The organism is Aeromonas sp. FDAARGOS 1407 (assembly GCF_019048725.1).
GTDB classification, from domain to species: domain Bacteria; phylum Pseudomonadota; class Gammaproteobacteria; order Enterobacterales; family Aeromonadaceae; genus Aeromonas; species Aeromonas enteropelogenes.
The window spans coordinates 626645-644320 of record NZ_CP077399.1 but is presented as its reverse complement, the minus strand read 5'-3'; the positions used below and the strand labels follow the sequence as shown (position 1 = coordinate 644320).

At 58.8% G+C, this 17676-nt stretch carries 15 protein-coding genes and 1 tRNA gene; 9 read left to right on the top strand and 7 right to left on the bottom strand.

Going from position 1 to position 17676, the window contains the following annotated elements:
- Positions 1–27 precede the first annotated feature (27 nt).
- Positions 28–204: a hypothetical protein gene (locus tag I6L37_RS03100; protein ID WP_216993244.1), complete on the bottom strand. Its 177-nt coding sequence runs from the start codon at positions 202–204 to the stop codon at positions 28–30.
- 748 nt (positions 205–952) lie between these two features.
- Here I6L37_RS03100 and arcA point away from each other — a divergent pair.
- The 4 genes from arcA to I6L37_RS03080 all read left to right on the top strand — a co-directional run bounded on the left by arcA (position 953) and on the right by I6L37_RS03080 (position 5742).
- Positions 953–2173 carry an arginine deiminase gene (arcA, locus tag I6L37_RS03095; RefSeq protein WP_026456279.1) on the top strand — a complete coding sequence of 407 codons (1221 nt, stop codon included), beginning with the start codon at positions 953–955 and terminating at the stop codon, positions 2171–2173.
- 62 nt (positions 2174–2235) lie between these two features.
- Positions 2236–3162 carry a carbamate kinase gene (gene arcC / locus I6L37_RS03090; RefSeq protein WP_026456278.1) on the top strand — a complete coding sequence of 309 codons (927 nt, stop codon included), beginning with the start codon at positions 2236–2238 and terminating at the stop codon, positions 3160–3162.
- A gap of 49 nt (positions 3163–3211) precedes the next feature.
- Positions 3212–4216: an ornithine carbamoyltransferase gene (gene argF, locus I6L37_RS03085; RefSeq protein ID WP_042025270.1), complete on the top strand. Its 1005-nt coding sequence runs from the start codon at positions 3212–3214 to the stop codon at positions 4214–4216.
- Positions 4217–4338: 122 nt separating this feature from the next.
- Positions 4339–5742, top strand: a complete 1404-nt coding sequence (locus tag I6L37_RS03080) for a YfcC family protein (RefSeq protein WP_026458484.1) — start codon at positions 4339–4341, stop codon at positions 5740–5742.
- Positions 5743–5928: 186 nt separating this feature from the next.
- Here I6L37_RS03080 and I6L37_RS03075 read toward each other — a convergent pair whose 3' ends face one another.
- The 4 genes from I6L37_RS03075 to I6L37_RS03060 all read right to left on the bottom strand — a co-directional run bounded on the left by I6L37_RS03075 (position 5929) and on the right by I6L37_RS03060 (position 8833).
- Complete coding sequence (locus tag I6L37_RS03075) at positions 5929–6420, bottom strand: arginine repressor (protein ID WP_042025268.1); 492 nt, start codon at positions 6418–6420, stop codon at positions 5929–5931.
- Positions 6421–6620: 200 nt separating this feature from the next.
- Positions 6621–7085, bottom strand: a complete 465-nt coding sequence (gene pyrI / locus I6L37_RS03070) for an aspartate carbamoyltransferase regulatory subunit (RefSeq protein WP_026455957.1) — start codon at positions 7083–7085, stop codon at positions 6621–6623.
- A gap of 10 nt (positions 7086–7095) precedes the next feature.
- Positions 7096–8016, bottom strand: a complete 921-nt coding sequence (gene pyrB, locus I6L37_RS03065; protein WP_042025267.1) for an aspartate carbamoyltransferase — start codon at positions 8014–8016, stop codon at positions 7096–7098.
- A 274-nt stretch (positions 8017–8290) separates the two neighbouring features.
- On the bottom strand, positions 8291–8833 hold the full coding sequence (locus tag I6L37_RS03060; RefSeq protein ID WP_216993243.1) for a hypothetical protein: 543 nt from the start codon (positions 8831–8833) through the stop codon (positions 8291–8293).
- Between the two features lie 201 nt (positions 8834–9034).
- Between I6L37_RS03060 and I6L37_RS03055 the strand changes: the two genes are divergently transcribed.
- Together I6L37_RS03055 and I6L37_RS03050 are read left to right on the top strand one after the other, a co-directional pair.
- A tRNA-Trp gene (locus I6L37_RS03055) sits at positions 9035–9111 on the top strand.
- 269 nt (positions 9112–9380) lie between these two features.
- Positions 9381–11273 carry a methyl-accepting chemotaxis protein gene (locus I6L37_RS03050; RefSeq protein WP_026455960.1) on the top strand — a complete coding sequence of 631 codons (1893 nt, stop codon included), beginning with the start codon at positions 9381–9383 and terminating at the stop codon, positions 11271–11273.
- Between the two features lie 61 nt (positions 11274–11334).
- Here the strand turns inward: I6L37_RS03050 and I6L37_RS03045 are convergent, their stop codons facing one another.
- Both I6L37_RS03045 and I6L37_RS03040 read right to left on the bottom strand, forming a co-directional pair.
- Entirely contained in the window at positions 11335–11847 is a 513-nt protein-coding gene (locus tag I6L37_RS03045; RefSeq protein WP_026455961.1) for a lipocalin family protein, read from the bottom strand.
- 17 nt (positions 11848–11864) lie between these two features.
- Positions 11865–12767: an AraC family transcriptional regulator gene (locus I6L37_RS03040; RefSeq protein WP_216993242.1), complete on the bottom strand. Its 903-nt coding sequence runs from the start codon at positions 12765–12767 to the stop codon at positions 11865–11867.
- Between the two features lie 146 nt (positions 12768–12913).
- On the opposite strand from I6L37_RS03040, the gene yqhD reads away from it, so the two are divergent.
- The 3 genes from yqhD (at position 12914) to pntB (ending at position 17606) form a co-directional block, all read left to right on the top strand.
- Positions 12914–14077, top strand: coding sequence for an alcohol dehydrogenase (yqhD, locus tag I6L37_RS03035; protein WP_216993241.1), 1164 nt, complete (start codon positions 12914–12916; stop codon positions 14075–14077).
- 506 nt (positions 14078–14583) lie between these two features.
- Positions 14584–16110 carry a Re/Si-specific NAD(P)(+) transhydrogenase subunit alpha gene (gene pntA / locus I6L37_RS03030; RefSeq protein WP_216993240.1) on the top strand — a complete coding sequence of 509 codons (1527 nt, stop codon included), beginning with the start codon at positions 14584–14586 and terminating at the stop codon, positions 16108–16110.
- An 11-nt stretch (positions 16111–16121) separates the two neighbouring features.
- Positions 16122–17606 (top strand): Re/Si-specific NAD(P)(+) transhydrogenase subunit beta, encoded by a 1485-nt coding sequence (gene pntB, locus I6L37_RS03025; RefSeq protein ID WP_042025258.1) that lies wholly within the window; start codon positions 16122–16124, stop codon positions 17604–17606.
- Positions 17607–17676 lie beyond the last annotated feature (70 nt).

Below are 17676 nucleotides of genomic sequence, written 5' to 3'. Positions count from 1 at the left end.
AGGAGATGGCTCCTCTCGCGCAGCGGGCTAGTAACGCTGGATGCCACCTTGCCAGCGGCAGACATATTCGGGCACCAGTATCTGGGGAGCCTGATCGACCTGGCAGACCACCATGGGCATGGCTGGGGCTCCCTCCGCCAGACTGATACCCGGTACCACGGGCAGCAACAGGCTGGCGAGCAGCAGTAAGGATTTCATCTTCATAACGACTCCTTGTTAACACCGTTTATATGTGATCTAAATCACTTTTTGAGTTAAGCCGAGGTTTGGAGTGGCGCAAGGAGGATGAATAAATTCAATTAATGAAAAAAGTGCCGAACTGGTCCCTCTGTCGCAGGATGAATGGTTGATTGGCAAGATGCTGGCTGTGTGCATATTCATGGAGCAAGACAGGCATCAGGAGGAGGATATGAGGCAAGGCTCATGGGGCGTGACGACAATGCCATGATCTGGAGCAAGAAAAGATTTATGCAGTGAAAATTTGAAATATGACTATTTATTTCTCTCGATAGCGGAATAAAAACAGTGAATTATTCATAAAAGTGAATGCAAAATTCACATTAAAATTAATGATGAAGTTAATTTATTGAAATTTAACAATTTAATTGTTTTGGGTTACCCCTTTAGAGAGGGGGCGATTGAATCAAATAGATTTATTTATGAAATTTAAAGGCGTTTTTTTAGCTATCTATTCAAGTTGTCTGAATGGGGAAATGCCATTTCTGCTACCCCAGTCAAAGATCTCTTCGTGAATTTATTCAGTTCTGAGTGAATGTGATCAATGTCTAAGTTTAACTTCATTGGCAGGTCTAACCTCGCTCTCGAAAGGCAAAGGCAGGATAGAACACAAGCCGAATACCCTACATAAAGAATATCCCGCCTTAGCCACGAGCATGAATAGAAGGAATCTATTCAATCACTCGCATGGACCACTGCTAAACGGAATATAATCATGAGCAAATTTTATGTAGGTTCTGAAGTTGGCCAACTGCGCCGTGTCATGTTGCACCGCCCCAACCTCAGTCTGAAGCGTCTGACCCCCTCCAACTGCCAGGACCTGCTGTTTGATGACGTCTTGTCTGTTGAACGCGCCGGTCAGGAGCACGACAAATTCGCTCAGGTGCTGCGCGATCAGAATGTCGAAGTTTTCCTGCTGACCAATCTGTTGGCTGAAACCCTGGATGTGCCCGAAGCCAAAGCCTGGCTGCTGCAAAACCAGGTCTCCGACTATCGCCTCGGCACTTCTTTTGCCAACGATGTGCGCTGCTTCCTGGCTGACATGCCGCATCGCGAACTGGCCCGCATTCTTTCCGGTGGCCTGACCTACTCCGAGATGCCTTACAGTGGCGTCAACATGGTAGTCGGCATGCACGCACCGACCGATTTCATCATCGAGCCGCTGCCCAACCATCTCTTTACCCGTGACACCTCCTGCTGGGTCTATGGTGGCGTCTCCATCAACCCGATGGCCAAACCAGCTCGTCGCCGCGAAACCAACCATGTGAAGGCCATCTACCGCTGGCACCCCATGTTCGCCGGTCAGGACTTCATCAAGTACTTCGGTGACGAGGAGCGTGACTACGACAACTCCACCATCGAAGGGGGTGACGTACTGGTCATCGGCCGCGGCTCCGTGCTCATCGGCATGTCCGAGCGCACTACTCCGCAAGGGGTTGAGCACCTTGCCCGCAACCTGTTCAAACACGGTCAGGCCAAACAGGTCATCGCCATGGAACTGCCGAAACACCGCAGCTGCATGCACCTGGATACCGTCATGACCCACATGGATATCGACACCTTCTCCGTCTATCCGGAAGTCATCCGTAAAGATGTGAACTGCTGGAGCCTGACTCCGGGTGGTGCTACCGGCATGAACATCAAGGAAGAGGGTTACTTCGTTACCGCCATCGAGAAGGCCTTGGGCGTGGATCAGCTCAAGCTCATCACCACAGGTGGCGACAGCTTCGAGGCCGAGCGCGAGCAGTGGAACGATGCCAACAACGTGCTGACCGTACGTCCTGGCGTGGTCGTGGGTTACGAGCGCAACACCTACACCAACGAGAAGTACGACAAAGCCGGCATCACAGTTCTGCCCATCCCGGGTGAAGAACTGGGCCGTGGCCGCGGCGGCGCCCGCTGCATGAGCTGCCCGATGGAACGCGACAGCATCTGATGATACGGCGTGGCGCCGGCAGAGGCTGGCGCCACACAGACAAGCACACGAGATCAACCACTATGAAAAAACCAACTGTCGTCGTCGCTCTGGGTGGTAATGCACTGCTCCGTCGTGGTGAGCCGCTTGAAGCCGACATCCAGCGCAAGAATATTGCAACTGCCGCCAAGACCATCGCTCGCATCGCCGAGGAGTACAACGTGGTGCTGGTGCACGGCAACGGCCCGCAAGTCGGCCTGCTCGCCCTGCAAAACAGCGCCTATACCAAGGTTTCTCCCTATCCCCTGGATGTGCTGGGCGCCGAGTCCCAGGGCATGATCGGCTACATGCTGATCCAGGAGCTGAAGAACCTGATGCCGAGCCGCAACGTCACCGCCCTGCTGACCCAGGTGCAGGTAGACCCGCAGGATCCGGCGTTTGCCAATCCGACCAAATTTATCGGCCCCGTCTATGAAGAAGCCGAAGCCCGCACCCTGGCTGAAGAGAAGCACTGGGTGGTCAAGGCTGACGGCAAGTTCTTCCGCCGCGTGGTGCCGTCCCCGCTGCCCCAGCGCATCGTCGAAGGCGATGCCATCGAAACCCTGATCGCCCAGGGCCACCTCATCATCTGTACCGGTGGTGGTGGTATTCCGGTGACCTGGAATGGCCAGACCCTGACCGGTATCGAAGCCGTCATCGACAAGGACATGTCTGCCGCCTACCTGGCCAAGCAGATCAAGGCCGACGCCCTGCTGATCCTGACCGATGCCGATGCCGTCTATCTGGATTGGGGCAAGCCGACCCAGCACCCGCTGCGGGTGACCAGCCCGGACGAGCTGGCTGGCGTCAAGTTCGATGCCGGTTCCATGGGGCCGAAGATCGAAGCGTCCTGTGAATTTGTCAAAGCGACCGGTGGCATGGTCGGGATCGGTTCTCTGGAAGATGGCCTGGCCATCCTCAAGGGTGAAGCCGGTACCAATATCGTCGCCACTCGCACCGTGAATGCGTAGTCAATAACACTGCCCTACTTGGTCTGAATAAATATAGAGAGAACTCATCATGGCTTTTAATCTGCGTAACCGTAACTTCCTGAAACTGCTGGACTTCACCCCGCGCGAAATCCAATACATGATCGACCTGGCCATCGACCTGAAAAAAGCCAAATACGGTGGCTACGAGCGCAAGCACCTGGTCGGCAAAAACATCGCCCTGATCTTCGAAAAGACCTCTACCCGTACCCGTTGTGCCTTTGAAGTTGCGGCCTTCGACCAGGGCGCCCAGGTTTCCTACCTCGGCCCGAGCGGTTCCCAGATTGGTCACAAGGAGTCCATGAAGGACACCGCCCGTGTACTGGGCCGCATGTATGACGGTATCGAATACCGTGGCTACGGCCAGGAAATCGTGGAAGAGCTGGGTGCCTATGCCGGTGTACCGGTATGGAACGGCCTGACCAACGAGTTCCACCCGACCCAGATCCTGGCCGACTTCATGACCATGCTGGAGCACGGCAAGGGCAAGCGTCTGGATCAAATCAAGTTCGCCTACCTGGGTGATGCCCGCAACAATATGGGTAACTCCCTGATGGTCGGTGCTGCCAAGATGGGCATGGACATTCGCCTGGTTGCGCCGAAAGCCTTCTGGCCGGAAGAAGAGCTGGTTGCCCAGTGCCGCCAGATCGCCGAAGAGACCGGTGCCCGTATCCACCTGACCGAAGATGTGAAAGAGGGCGTGCTGGGTGCCGACTTCCTTTACACCGACGTCTGGGTATCCATGGGTGAAGCGAAAGAAGCCTGGGATCAGCGCGTCAAACTGATGACTCCGTATCAGGTCAACATGGACGTCATCAACGCCACCAAGAACCCGGATGTGAAGTTCATGCACTGCCTGCCGGCGTTCCACAACGATGAAACCACCATGGGCAAGGAAGTGGCTGACAAATATGGCATGAAAGGCCTGGAAGTGACCGAGGACGTGTTCGAATCCGAGCACAGCATCGTGTTCGACGAGGCCGAAAACCGGATGCACACCATCAAGGCAGTGATGGTTGCTACGCTGGGCGACTAAGGTCGCAGTAGTGGTGCCGGGGGGTGACCCCCGGCTTTTCGACCATGTGACAGCGGAACAATACCTCTAACCCTACAACCCGCAGCCAGCATGGATACCACACCACAGAAGGAAGCTGGACCATGACCAAATTCAAGTTCCCGTCAGCCTACACGATACTGTTTGTGCTGATCGCCCTGGTAGCCGCCCTGAGCTGGGTAGTGCCTGCCGGCAAATACGAGATGACCATGAACGAAGCCCTCGGCAAGGAAGTGCCGGTGGCGGGTACCTACAAGCAAGTTGAGAGCAATCCCCAGGGGATCGTCGACGTGCTGCTGGCCCCTATCGATGGTCTCTACAACCACGATACCTATGAGGCAGGCGCCATCGACGTCTCCCTCTTCATCCTGATCATCGGTGGCTTCCTCGGCATCGTGACCAAGACTGGCGCCATCGACGCCGGTATCGAGCGTGTCACCGATCGCCTGCGCGGCCGCGAAGAGTGGATGATCCCCATCCTGATGGCGCTGTTTGCCGCAGGGGGCACCATCTACGGTATGGCGGAAGAATCCCTGCCGTTCTACACCCTGCTGGTACCGGTGATGATGGCCGCCCGTTTTGACCCGGTCGTCGCCGCCGCCACCGTGCTGCTCGGTGCCGGTATCGGTACCCTGGGCTCCACCATCAACCCGTTTGCTACCGTTATCGCCGCCAACGCCGCCGGCATCTCCTTCACCGACGGTATCTGGCTGCGCGTGGCCATGCTGATCGCCGGCTGGCTGATCTGCGTTGCCTACGTGATGCGTTACGCTAAGATGGTACGCAACGATCCAAGCAAGTCCCTGGTCGCTGACAAGTGGGAAGAGAACCGTGCCCACTTCCTCGGCAACAAGAGCGACGAGATGCTGGAGTTCACCACTACCCGCAAAATCGTGCTTGGTATCTTCGTCGCCGCCTTCGCCGTGATGATCTACGGTGTGGCCGTACTGGGCTGGTGGATGGCCGAGATTTCCGGCGTGTTCTTGGCTTCCGCCATCATCGTGGGCCTCATCTCTCGCATGAGCGAGGAAGAGCTGACCTCCAACTTTATTGACGGTGCCCGTGACCTGCTCGGTGTTGCCCTCATCATCGGTATCGCCCGCGGTATCGTGGTGGTGATGGACAACGGCATGATCACCCACACCATCCTGAACAGCGCAGAAGGGATCGTGACCGGTCTCTCCACCGTGGTATTCATCAACGTGATGTTCGCGCTGGAAGTGGTGCTCTCCTTCCTGGTGCCGTCCTCTTCCGGTCTGGCCGTGCTGACCATGCCGATCATGGCGCCGCTGGCAGACTTCGCCAACGTGGGTCGCGACCTGGTAGTGACTGCCTATCAGTCCGCCTCCGGTCTGGTGAACCTGGTAACCCCGACCTCCGCCGTGGTCATGGGTGGCCTGGCCATCGCCAAGGTGCCGTATGTGCGCTGGCTGAAGTGGGTCGCGCCGCTGCTCGGCATCCTGACCATACTGATCGTGGTCTGCCTGAGCGTGGGTACCCTGATCTGACAACCCTCTTTCCATATTCAAACGGGAGCCTGCAGGCTCCCGTTTTTTTATATGTGCAACAGGCGGCTGTGGTTCTATCGCCTGGGTCATAAGGGGAGGGGCAAGCGAAGCGGAAGAGCGCTCCCGGTGACAAGCGGGCAATAAAAAGGCGACCCTGGGGTCGCCTCGCTGCATGCGGGGGAGGGCCTAGCGCGCCTGCTCCAGGGTACGCACCACGGCGGCATGGGCCTGGCGGGTGCGGCTGATGTGGCGGGGGGCGACCAGTACCACGTCGTTGCCCGCGACGGCGCCCATGATCTCCGGATTGGCATTGCGATCCAGCAGACGGGCCACCACGGTGGCGGCGCCCGGGGTGGTATGGATCAGCACCATCTGTTGGTTGTGCACCACGGCGCGCACCATCTCGTGGATGGAGCGGGTGCTGCCGGCCGGTTCCAGCTGTTCGTCCACCAGGGTGTAGACCTTCTTGCCGTTGGCATTTTGCGCCTTGGCGACGCCGAGACGGCGCAGCAGGCGGGAGATGGTGGACTGGCTGATATCGGCGAAGCCGCGCTCCGACAGCTCGCGACGGATCTCTTCCTGAGTGCTGTAACAGTGCTGGCCGATGATCTGGCGACAGGCATCCAGCTGGGCCAGTTCGGGCTCCTGGGCAACGGGGCGGCTGAGTGTTTTGACCACGGCAACTTCCTTTGACGATGACAGGAAACAAGTGCTCGATATCTGCCATATTCGCTGGTTAGCAGCAAAAAATACTGGCAATCATGATGCTGGCAGGGAATGAGCTGGGATAACCATCTTTGGATGGCAAATTATAACTGACTGGGAATCTGGTGATGTGACAGGGTTCAAAAATGGGCCCCGTAGGGCCCATTCAGATATCAATAACGCTCGCTGACGATATCCTGGGTGAAGGACTTCTCGCAGTACTTGCACTTCATCCGGACCACACCTTTTACCTCGCGTACCCGGAAGTAGCTGTCCACCGGCTCGTTGTGGGAGATGCAGTTGGAGTTGGGGCAGTGGAACACGCCGGCGATGAACTCGGGCAGTTCCAGCTGGTGCTTCTTCACCACGTTGAAGTCTTCGATGATATTGACGGTCGCTTTGGGGGCGAACAGCGCCAGCTGGTTGGCCTGCTGTTCGGTCAGGCGGGTGTTCTCGATCTTGATGAGGTCTTTCTTGCCCAGCGCGCCGGATTTCAGGTTGAAGCCGACGGTGATCCGCTCCTGGGTCTCCACCAGCTGGAACAGCTTGAGGATCTTGATGCCCTGGCCGGCGGGGACGTGGTCGATGACGGAGCCGTGACGGATGGCTTCGACTTGCAGTTGGTTCTTCTCAGACATGATGTTCCCCTCAGACAGTTTCGTTCAGTACCAGTGCCAGCAGAGCCTGGCGTGCATAGACCCCGTTTTCCGCCTGCTCGAAGTAGTAGGCGTGGGGAGTCTTGTCGACCGCTACATCGATCTCGTCGACGCGGGGCAGGGGGTGCAGGATCTTCATGGTGGGCTTGGCCCCTTCCAGGGTGGCCACTTCCAGCACGAACTTGGCGGCCATGTGCTTGTATTCGGTCTCGTCGAAGCGCTCTTTCTGGACGCGGGTCATGTAGAGGATGTCCAGCTCGGGCATCACCTCTTCCATGGTCTCGTGGACGCTGAACTGGATGCCTTTCTCTTCCAGCTCCTCGCAGATGTAGTCCGGCATCGCCAGCGCTTCCGGGGAGATGAAGAAGAAACGGCAGTTGAACAGACTCAGGGCCTGGGCCAGAGAGTGCACGGTGCGGCCATATTTCAGGTCACCGACGAAGGCGACGTTGAGGCCGTCCAGCTTGCCCTGGGTCTCGCGGATGGAGAAGAGGTCGAGCAGGGTCTGGGTCGGATGCTGGTTGGAACCATCACCGCCATTGATGACCGGCACGCGAGAGAACTCGGAGGCGAGGCGGGCTGCGCCTTCCTTCGGGTGACGCATCACTACCGCATCGCTGTAGGAGCCGATGATCTTGATGGAGTCGGCCAGGGTCTCGCCCTTCTTGGCACTGGTGTTGCCACCGTCGGCAAAGCCGATGATGTTGCCGCCCAGGCGCTGGACCGCAGTCTCGAAAGAGAGGCGGGTACGGGTTGACGCTTCGAAGAAGCAGCTGGCGACCAGCTTGTTTTGCAACAGGCTGGTGTTGGGTTCAGCCTTCAACCGTTGTGCGGTTTCGACTACCAGTTCCATTTCGGGCCGGGTCAGGTCCGAGATGGAGATGACATGTTTCTTATAGAGTGGATTGGTCATCGTCTGCATTCCCTTTGGCATCAATGAAGGTTTTTCAGGCACAAAAAAAAGCCCCTGAAACAGGGGCTTTTTTCAAAAAATAACGGGAGAACTTTGGGTCGGAAACCGGAAACAACGGGGCCGCACTGGTGTGTTCCACCCGTTTGCAAGGCTGTTGTTTGCAATAAAAACGGCATCTTATGTCCCGACCTTTTTCAAAACCGGACAGATTATAGGGCTGGTTTTTTATTTGTCAAAATTTTATTTCAGATGCCTTTTTGGCGCTGAAAAACGTTTATGTGTCGTGAAGTTGCCGACAAACCCACACCTGGTGTTCGCTTTGCAATGGCTCGCTGTCACGGGCCATTGCGCGCAGATAACCGAGTCTGTGGTGTCCCTCCAGCAGACAGCAGGGACCTGGCAGTGGTTGTCCACTCGGGTGGTGATCCTCTTCCCCCGGGATCAGCACTATGATGGGCTCGGGCCAGGTGCCATGGCCCAGCATGTAGTCACCTAGCCAGGAGCGACGCACGTAACGATTGTTTTGCAGCATCTCGCCCCAGCGTTCGATCACCTCCATATGACGGGAGTCGACTTGCGTGATCAGGCGCTCGGTGGGCCAGCGCTCGCACTCGAAGCGGTGGTTGGCGAGATCGATAAAGCTCCAGTTGGACTCAAAACCGCGCCAATGACGATAAATCCACTGAGAAAGCACATTTTCCGGAATAAAGGGCACCAGCGGGGCCACCCGGGCGAGATAATCGGACAGCGACTCCGTTTTGCTTTCATCCCTGAAGTTAAGCGGCGCCAGTTGCTGGAGCAATCGGTAATTGAGCATGGACAACCTCCCTGTTCCACACTTTACCCTACCCCCATTTATGGCCCATTCCTACCCTGATGAGGCTGCAAATACAGCAAGTTATCCCGCATTGCTGCGCAAATCACCGCGACTTGTTCGGGATTTGTGCAATCGCAGCGAAAGTGTGAAAAAAGCCTTTACCTTTGATCTCCACTTTGTATACTACGCCTCGTTTGTTGCAGGGGCGTAGTTCCAATTGGTAGAACAGCGGTCTCCAAAACCGATGGTTGCGGGTTCGAGTCCTGCCGCCCCTGCCATTTTCAGAAAGGCCAGCTCATTGAGCTGGCCTTTCGCATTTCTGCACCTTCCTTTGACCCCATTTGCCCTCTGCGTCGCTGTCATCAATCTGGCGGCATACCTCTGCTTGTCAGCATGGAATTTTGTCTCTTTTCTCACCGATAGCGCCTTGTGTTGTTGATGGATGTGAAAATATACAGATTCACTAAAGTCTGTTCATCTCGCCGCCGATAACCACAAATGAGTAGGGCCTTTTCCCTGCCCGATACAACAACAAGGATTCGTAGTCATGACACTCTCTTTGCGCGGCAAATTGCTGGCAACCAGCCTTGGCGTGGTGCTGCTGATGGCATCACTGCTCGGTGTGGTGGCATTTCACACCCTCAAATCCCGGACCATGAACGCCATCCAGAGCGAAGCGGTCAACTATGGTCACGCCTATTCGGTGGCCATCGGTGACTGGATGGCGGACCGCAAGAATGTGGTGCACGCCCTGGTCAGCCTGATCGCCGACAATCCCCAGGCCGAACTGGTACCTCACCTGAAGCAGGCCTTCACCTCGGGGGGCTTCGGGCTCACCTATTTCGGTTCGGAGCAGGGGGTGATGACCCGCCAGGATCCCTCGCTCAATACCGGCAACTATGACCCTCGCGAGCGCCCCTGGTATCAGGATGCGGTCAAGGCGGGCCAACTCATCATCACTGCCCCCTATGTCAGCGTCACCATGCAGAAGCTGGTGGTGACTCTCTCCGAGCCGGTTCGTCATCAGGGGACGCTGGTGGGGGCAGTGGGGGCGAATCTGGCGCTCGACAAGCTGATCGATGAAGTGCTGGCGATGCAGGTGCAGGGGGAAGGCTACGCCATGCTGCTCGACAACAGCGGCCTGATTGTCGGCCACCCGAACAAGAAGCTGGCGCTCAAGCAGGTCTCCGAACTGGCGCCTGATCTGTCGGCCGCCACCTTCCAGCAGTGGGGACGTGAAAACAGCGAGCTGCATGCCGCCAACATAGATGGTCGCGATGTATTGCTGGCGGTGCAGCCAGTGCCCGGTACCGACTGGTTGCTCGCCATGGTGATGTACCGCGACGTGCTGGAAGCGCCGCTCACCACCCTGTTGTGGCAACTGATGGGGTTGACCCTGGTGTTGTTGTTGCTGTTCAGCACCCTGCTGACCGCCCTGTTCAAATATCTGTTTGCGGATCTGGGCCGGGTGGCGAACGCCCTGCACGACATCGCCCATGGCGAGGGGGATCTCACCGTTCATATCAAGACCCGCAGTCAGGATGAGGTGGGCCAGCTTGCCGAAAGCTTCAACCAGTTTGTGGCCCGCTTGCACGGCATCGTCAGCCGGCTGCGGGACGTCACTCTGGAGCTGGCTGGCCAGTCCCGCACCCAGGCCGCCGGCGCCCATGCCCGTAGTCAACGGGTACGCCAGCAGCAGGACGAGATCGTCATGGTGGCCACCGCAGTGACCGAGATGGCCTCCGCCACCCAGGAGATCGCCGGCAATGCCGAGTTTGCGGCCACTACCGCCGGAGAAGCGGTGCAGCTGGCCGTCGCCGGTCAATCCCAGGTGGGCCAGAGCCAGCGCAGCATCACCGGGCTCGCGGATGAAGTGGCCGATGCCAGCCAGGTCATCCACGAACTGGATTCCCATGCCCAGAAGATCAGCGGCATTCTGGCGACCATCAGCGGGATCGCCGAGCAGACCAATCTGCTAGCGCTCAATGCCGCCATCGAAGCAGCCCGGGCTGGTGAGCAGGGGCGCGGCTTTGCGGTGGTGGCGGACGAAGTACGGGTGCTGTCGCGCCGCACCCACGACTCTACCGCCGAGATCCAGCAGATGATCGAGACCCTGCAGCAGACTACCCGCCGCGCGGTCGATGGTATGGAGACCAGCCGTCAGCTGGCGGGCACCAGCGTGGAGGATGCCGAGTCCGCCAACCACAGCCTGGCCCGGATCAACGAGGCGATCGGCTCCATCAGCGACATGGCGACCCAGATCGCAGCGGCGGCCGAAGAGCAGACCTCGGTCACCAGCGAGATCAGCCGCAACACCGAGAACATTCGCCATGTCTCCCAGGAGCTGGCCGAGCAGGCAGGTGCAGAGGCAGCCCAGGCTGCCGAGCTCAAGGCACTGACCGAGCGGCTGGAGCAGGAGATAGGCCGCTTCCGGCTCTGACCTCCCGGTTCTTTTCATGAAAAAGGGCAGCCTGCGGGCTGCCCTTGTTGATCCTGACGATTCAGGGAGTCTGCCTGACCCAGATCAGCTGGTCGGTGGCAAAGCCCAGCGCTTTGGCCTTGGCGACCAGCGCAGCCACCTTCTCCTTGGGCGGATTGGGGGAGCGGGCGAGGATCCAGAGGTAGTCGTGGTTGTAACTGGTCACCAGCGAGAGCTGGTAGTCGGGGTCGAGATCGATAACGTTGTAGCCGCCATAGAAGGGCCCGAAGAAGCTCACCTTGAGCCGGGCCTCATCCGGCCGATCGACGAAGTAGGCCTTGCCCTTGGCCTCGCGCCAGCTGCCATCGCTCTGCTTGCCGCGGTTGATCACCCTGACGCCGCCATCGTCCCGCAGGCTGTAGGTGGCGCTCACCTGCTCCAGCCCTCGTTCGAAGCCGTGATCGAGACGGGCGATTTCGTACCAGGTGCCAAGATAGCGGTCGAGCTGGAAGCCGGTGACCGGGCGAATACCGTCGGCAAGGCCGGTGCAGGCCGTCAGCAGCAAGGTGGCAAGCAGATAAAGCAGTGAACGCATGAGTAGTCCCTCTCTTGTTATCCTTCGATGATACGCAGCTGGCCTTCCCGGAAGCGGGAAGCCTGATCCGTCGGCGTACTGCCGAAAAAGCGTTTGAACTCCCGGCTGAACTGGGAGTTGCTCTCGTAACCGACCCGGGCAGCCGCCGCCCCTGCCTTGACGCCGTCATGCAGCATCATCAGGCGCGCCTTGTGCAGGCGAAACGACTTGATGTACTGCAGCGGTGAGGTAGATGTGACTGCCTTGAAGTGGTGGTGGAAGGCAGACACGCTCATGTTCACCTCCCGCGCCAACTCTTCCATGGTCAGGTTGTCGGCGAAACGCTGTTCTATCATACGCAGCACCCGGGCGATCTGACCCACATGGTTGTGACGGTTGGCCAGCGCCTGCAGGGCCGGGCCACCTCCCTCGCCAAGAGCATAGAACAGCATCTCCCGCACCGTCTGCGGCCCCAGCACCCTGGCGTGGAGGGGGTTGTCCATCAGATCGATCAGCCGTTCGGCAGCGCAGAACATGGCCTCCGACATGGGCACCGAGTGTACGCCGCTCTTCTGCGGGGCTGGCGCGGGCAGGGCATCACCCAGCTCCAGCAGCAGCTCCTGCAGGGTGACCAGATTGATCTCGAGGGTGAAGCCGATGAGGGGCTGCTCGGGGGAGGCGAAGCATTCGCACTCGCAGGGCAGCGGCAGGGTCATCAGCAGATAATGGTTCGGGTCGTAGCGAAACACCTGATCCGCCAGATAACCCACCTTGTGCCCCTGCAGGATCACTATCATCCGCGGCTGGTAGAGCACCGGGGTGCGGCCATGGTACTCGGTGGTATAGATGAGGTTCACCTGCTCCACCGGGGAGGGGGTGATGCCGGGAGCGGTGACGTGGCGGGTCAGCCTGGTGGCCAGGTCGGTGTAACGGTCAGGCATGGAGCCCCTTGTTCTTTAAATTGGTGCGCTTGCAGAAATAGGCAATAAAAAAGCAGGATGTGACCTTGATGGTATGGCTGTTCAGGAGAAAAATGCAATCATGATTTCGCGGCCCTGCCGCACAGCTGTCAGAGAAGGTGATACCGATGAACAACTTTACCCTGCATACCCCGACCAAGGTCCTGTTTGGCAAGGGCCAGATCGCCCAACTGCGCGAGCAGCTTCCCGCCGATGCCCGCGTCCTCATCACCTATGGTGGTGGCAGCGTGGTGCGCAGCGGCCTGCTGGCGCAGATCCGCACTGAACTGGCGGGCATGACCCTGTTCGAGTTCGGTGGCATCGAGCCCAACCCCGCCTACGAGACCCTGATGGGCGCGGTCGAACTGGCCCGTGCCGAGAAGGTCGACTTCCTGCTCGCTGTCGGTGGCGGTTCCGTGCTGGATGGCACCAAATTTATCGCTGCAGCCACCCCTTACGATCCGGCCAGGGATCCCTGGCACATTCTCGAGACGGTCGGCAGCGAGGTGCGTTCCGCTATCCCGCTAGGCACTGTGCTGACTCTGCCTGCCACCGGCTCCGAGATGAACATGGGGGCCGTCATCACTCGCAAGCGCACCGGCGACAAGCAGCACTTCTTCTCCCCCTTCGTGATGCCGCGCTTTGCCGTGCTCGACCCCGTGCTCACCTATACCTTGCCGGCGCGTCAGGTGGCGAATGGCGTGGTGGATGCCTTCATCCACATTCTGGAGCAGTACCTCACCTACCCGGTCAACGCCAAGGTGCAGGATCGCTTCGCCGAAGGGCTGCTGCTGACTCTGATCGAGGAGGGGCCCAAGGCGCTGACCGAGCCGGAAAACTACGACGTGCGCGCCAACATCATGTGGAGTGCCACCATGGCCCTCAACGGCCTGATCGGCGCCGGCGTGCCCCACGACTGGGCCACCCACATGCTGGGTCACGAGCTCACTGCACTCTATGGCCTGGATCATGCCCAGACCCTGGCGGTAGTGTTGCCTGCCCTGCTGCAGGCCAAGCGCGAGCAGAAACACGCCAAGCTGCTTCAATACGCCGAGCGGGTGTGGGATCTGCGCGAGGGCAGCGAAGTGGAGCGCATCGACGGGGCCATTGCCGCCACCCGCGACTTCTTCACCCGGATGGGGCTCAAGACCCGGCTGCGGGATTACGATCTGGGTTCGCTCGACATCGATGCCTTGCTGGGCAAACTGGCGGAACACGGCATGACCCGACTCGGCGAGCACGGCGACATCGACCTGGTGCAGAGTCAGCATATTTATGAAGCCGCCTGGTAACGGCATACCCTTACCATCATCTGCGCGAAACGATTGAATACGTGGGGCCGACGCCCGCCATTTGGCGGTCGGACGGCCCTCTTTCGTTATTAAATTGTTACTTTATGGCATTTCGTTGCGAAAAATGAGACACGGCCGGATTTCGTAATAACAAAAAACGCTAAGATAGAGGGCCGGTAAAACATTTTTTTTGACTGGTTGGATCACTTTTTTCAGCCGTTTTTACTGGTATAAGCCTCTAATTTGGTTTGTTTTTTTTAATCGCGACCAGGGATGGGCTGAATTCTGTACGAGCGCCGTCGGGACTGCGGTTGTAATAAAACTCCAAAATTTGATACTAATCACCTTCGCGCCTGAAAAGCGGGGGCCTGACCATGACAGGAGGTTGCGGTAAAGCCTACTGATTTTCATAACAAAGAGCCCTGGACCTGCACTTTGGTCCTGTCTTGTTTCGCCAGAAATGAGACACTGGGCAGCGATTGTTTATTAACCATCAGGGAATAGTCATGCAGATTGGAATACCGAGAGAGAGTCTCGCCGGTGAAACCCGGGTCGCAGCGACCCCGGCTACCGTCGAGCAGCTGAAAAAGCTCGGCTTCGAGGTCGCCATCGAGTCTGGCGCAGGCCAGTTGGCCAGCTTCGATGATGCTGCCTTCGAGGCGGCCGGTGCCAGCGTGGTGCCGAATGTCTGGCAAGCCGACCTTATCTTCAAGGTCAACGCGCCGACCGATGTCGAGATCGCACAAATTAAGGATGGTGCCACTCTGGTGAGCTTCATCTGGCCTGCCCAGAACCCCGAGCTGGTCAAGAAGCTGTCCGAGCGCAACATCAATGTGATGGCGATGGACATGGTGCCGCGGATCTCCCGTGCCCAGTCTCTCGATGCCCTCTCCTCGATGGCCAACATCGGTGGCTATCGCGCCGTGGTGGAAGCCGCTCACGAGTTCGGCCGCTTCTTTACCGGTCAAATCACCGCTGCCGGTAAGGTCCCGCCCGCCAAGGTGCTGGTGATCGGTGCTGGTGTGGCCGGTCTGGCCGCCATCGGTACCGCCGGCTCCCTCGGCGCCATCGTGCGAGCGTTCGACACCCGTCTGGAAGTGGCCGAGCAGATCGAATCCATGGGTGGGGAATTCCTCAAGCTGGACTTCGGTGGCGAGGATGGCTCCTCCAGCGATGGTTATGCCAAGGTGATGAGCGAAGAGTTCATCAAGGCCGAGATGGAGCTGTTCGCCCAGCAGGCCAAAGAGGTGGACATCATCATCACCACCGCCCTGATCCCGGGCAAGCCGGCACCCAAGCTGATCACCGAAGAGATGGTCGACAGCATGAAGCCGGGCTCGGTGATCGTGGACATGGCCGCTCAGGCCGGTGGCAACTGCGAATACACTGTACCGGGCCAGCTGCACGTCACCGATCGTGGCGTCAAGGTGATCGGCTATACCGATCTGCCAGGTCGTCTGCCTGCCCAATCCTCCCAGCTTTACGGCACCAACCTGGTCAACCTGATGAAGCTGATGTGCAAGGAGAAGGACGGCAACGTCGCCATCAACTTCGAAGACGTGGTGCAGCGCAACATGACGGTGATCCAGGCCGGTGAAGTGACCTTCCCGCCGCCCGCCATCTCCGTCTCTGCCGCCCCGCAGAAGCCGGCAGCCGCCAAACCGGCCGCCAAGAAAGAAGAGGCCAAGCCCTCCAACAAGAAATTTGTCTGGGGTGCCCTGGGCATCGCCGCCTTTGGCTGGGTAGCTGCCGTGGCGCCGGCCGCGTTCCTCTCTCACTTCACCGTGTTCGTTCTGGCCTGCGTGGTCGGTTACTACGTGGTGTGGAACGTCTCTCACGCCCTGCACACGCCGCTGATGTCGGTCACCAATGCCATCTCCGGCATTATCGTGGTCGGTGCCCTGCTGCAGATCGGGCAAGGATCGACCCTGGTCACCGCGCTGGCGTTTATTGCCGTGCTGATTGCCAGTATCAACATCTTCGGCGGTTTCACCGTCACTCAGCGCATGCTGAAGATGTTCCGTAAGGATTAAGGGGGTTTAACGTGTCTCAAGGACTGGTAACAGCATCCTATATCGTTGCCGCCGTGCTCTTCATCCTCAGTCTCGCGGGACTGTCGAAGCAAGAGACGGCCAAGCATGGCAACCTGTTCGGTATCGCGGGTATGGCCATCGCCCTGCTCGCCACCGTGTTCAACCCGGAGACCAGTGGTGTCCACTGGATCATTCTGGCCATGGTGATCGGCGGTGCCATCGGCGTGCGTCTGGCACTCAAGGTCGAGATGACCGAGATGCCCGAGCTGGTAGCCGTGCTGCACAGCTTCGTCGGTATGGCGGCGGTGCTGGTGGGCTTCAACAGCTTCATCGATCTGCACCCGTCGGCACCGGCCGAGGTGGTGGTGCCCATCACCTCCAACCTGGATGCCACCCTGGCGGCCGCCCGTGCGGCGTTCGAACAGGCGGCCAGCGTGGCTCAGGTCGAGCATCTGACCGGCGCCATGCTGAACATCCACCTGGTTGAAGTGTTCCTGGGTGTCTTCATCGGTGCGGTGACCTTCACCGGTTCCGTGGTGGCGTTCGGCAAGCTGCGTGGTCTCATCTCCTCCAAGCCGCTGATGCTGCCGCACCGCCACAAGCTGAACCTGCTGGCCGTGGTGGTCTCTGTGCTGCTGATGATCTACTTCGTCAACGCGGGTGGTTCCACCTTCGCTCTGCTGGTGATGACCCTGATCGCGTTTGCCTTTGGCTGGCACCTGGTTGCCTCCATCGGTGGCGCCGACATGCCGGTCGTGGTCTCCATGCTGAACTCCTACTCCGGTTGGGCGGCGGCGGCGGCGGGCTTCATGCTCTCCAACGACCTGCTGATCGTCACCGGTGCCCTGGTGGGTTCCTCCGGTGCCATCCTCTCCTACATCATGTGTAAAGCGATGAACCGCTCCTTCATCTCCGTGATCGCCGGTGGCTTCGGCTCCGACGGCGTTGCCTCCAGCGGCGACCAGGAGATGGGCGAGTACCGCGAGACCAGCGCCGAAGACGTGGCCGAGCTGCTCAAGAGCTCCAGCTCCGTCATCATCACCCCGGGTTACGGCATGGCGGTGGCGCAGGCCCAGTATCCGGTGGCCGAGATCACCCAGAAGCTGCGTGACCGCGGCGTCAAGGTGCGCTTCGGTATCCACCCGGTGGCCGGTCGTCTGCCTGGTCACATGAACGTGCTGCTGGCGGAAGCCAAGGTCCCGTACGACATCGTGCTGGAAATGGACGAGATCAATGAAGACTTCAGCGATACCGATACCGTGCTGGTGATCGGTGCCAACGACACCGTCAACCCGGCCGCCATGGAAGATCCGGGCAGCCCCATCGCCGGTATGCCGGTGCTGGAAGTGTGGAAGGCGCAGAACGTCATCGGCTTCAAGCGTTCCATGAATACCGGTTATGCCGGTGTGCAGAACCCGCTGTTCTTCAAGGAGAACACCCAGATGCTGTTCGGCGATGCCAAGGCCAGCGTCGAGGCTATCCTGAAAGCACTGTAAGTGCCTGTCAGAAAACGAATAAAAGGAGGCTTCGGCCTCCTTTTTTATTGCCGGGGGCAATTCGAACACC

What these genes read in the sequence shown, in the direction of transcription:
- argF (WP_042025270.1), top strand. Translation starts at nt 3,212, where the DNA reads ATGGCTTTTAATCTGCGTAACCGTAACTTCCTGAAACTGCTGGACTTC.
- I6L37_RS03045 (WP_026455961.1), bottom strand. Translation starts at nt 11,847, where the DNA reads ATGCGTTCACTGCTTTATCTGCTTGCCACCTTGCTGCTGACGGCCTGC.
- arcA (WP_026456279.1), top strand. Translation starts at nt 953, where the DNA reads ATGAGCAAATTTTATGTAGGTTCTGAAGTTGGCCAACTGCGCCGTGTC.
- I6L37_RS03080 (WP_026458484.1), top strand. Translation starts at nt 4,339, where the DNA reads ATGACCAAATTCAAGTTCCCGTCAGCCTACACGATACTGTTTGTGCTG.
- yqhD (WP_216993241.1), top strand. Translation starts at nt 12,914, where the DNA reads ATGAACAACTTTACCCTGCATACCCCGACCAAGGTCCTGTTTGGCAAG.
- pntA (WP_216993240.1), top strand. Translation starts at nt 14,584, where the DNA reads ATGCAGATTGGAATACCGAGAGAGAGTCTCGCCGGTGAAACCCGGGTC.
- pyrI (WP_026455957.1), bottom strand. Translation starts at nt 7,085, where the DNA reads ATGTCTGAGAAGAACCAACTGCAAGTCGAAGCCATCCGTCACGGCTCC.
- I6L37_RS03050 (WP_026455960.1), top strand. Translation starts at nt 9,381, where the DNA reads ATGACACTCTCTTTGCGCGGCAAATTGCTGGCAACCAGCCTTGGCGTG.
- arcC (WP_026456278.1), top strand. Translation starts at nt 2,236, where the DNA reads ATGAAAAAACCAACTGTCGTCGTCGCTCTGGGTGGTAATGCACTGCTC.
- I6L37_RS03100 (WP_216993244.1), bottom strand. Translation starts at nt 204, where the DNA reads ATGAAGATGAAATCCTTACTGCTGCTCGCCAGCCTGTTGCTGCCCGTG.
- I6L37_RS03040 (WP_216993242.1), bottom strand. Translation starts at nt 12,767, where the DNA reads ATGCCTGACCGTTACACCGACCTGGCCACCAGGCTGACCCGCCACGTC.
- I6L37_RS03060 (WP_216993243.1), bottom strand. Translation starts at nt 8,833, where the DNA reads ATGCTCAATTACCGATTGCTCCAGCAACTGGCGCCGCTTAACTTCAGG.
- pyrB (WP_042025267.1), bottom strand. Translation starts at nt 8,016, where the DNA reads ATGACCAATCCACTCTATAAGAAACATGTCATCTCCATCTCGGACCTG.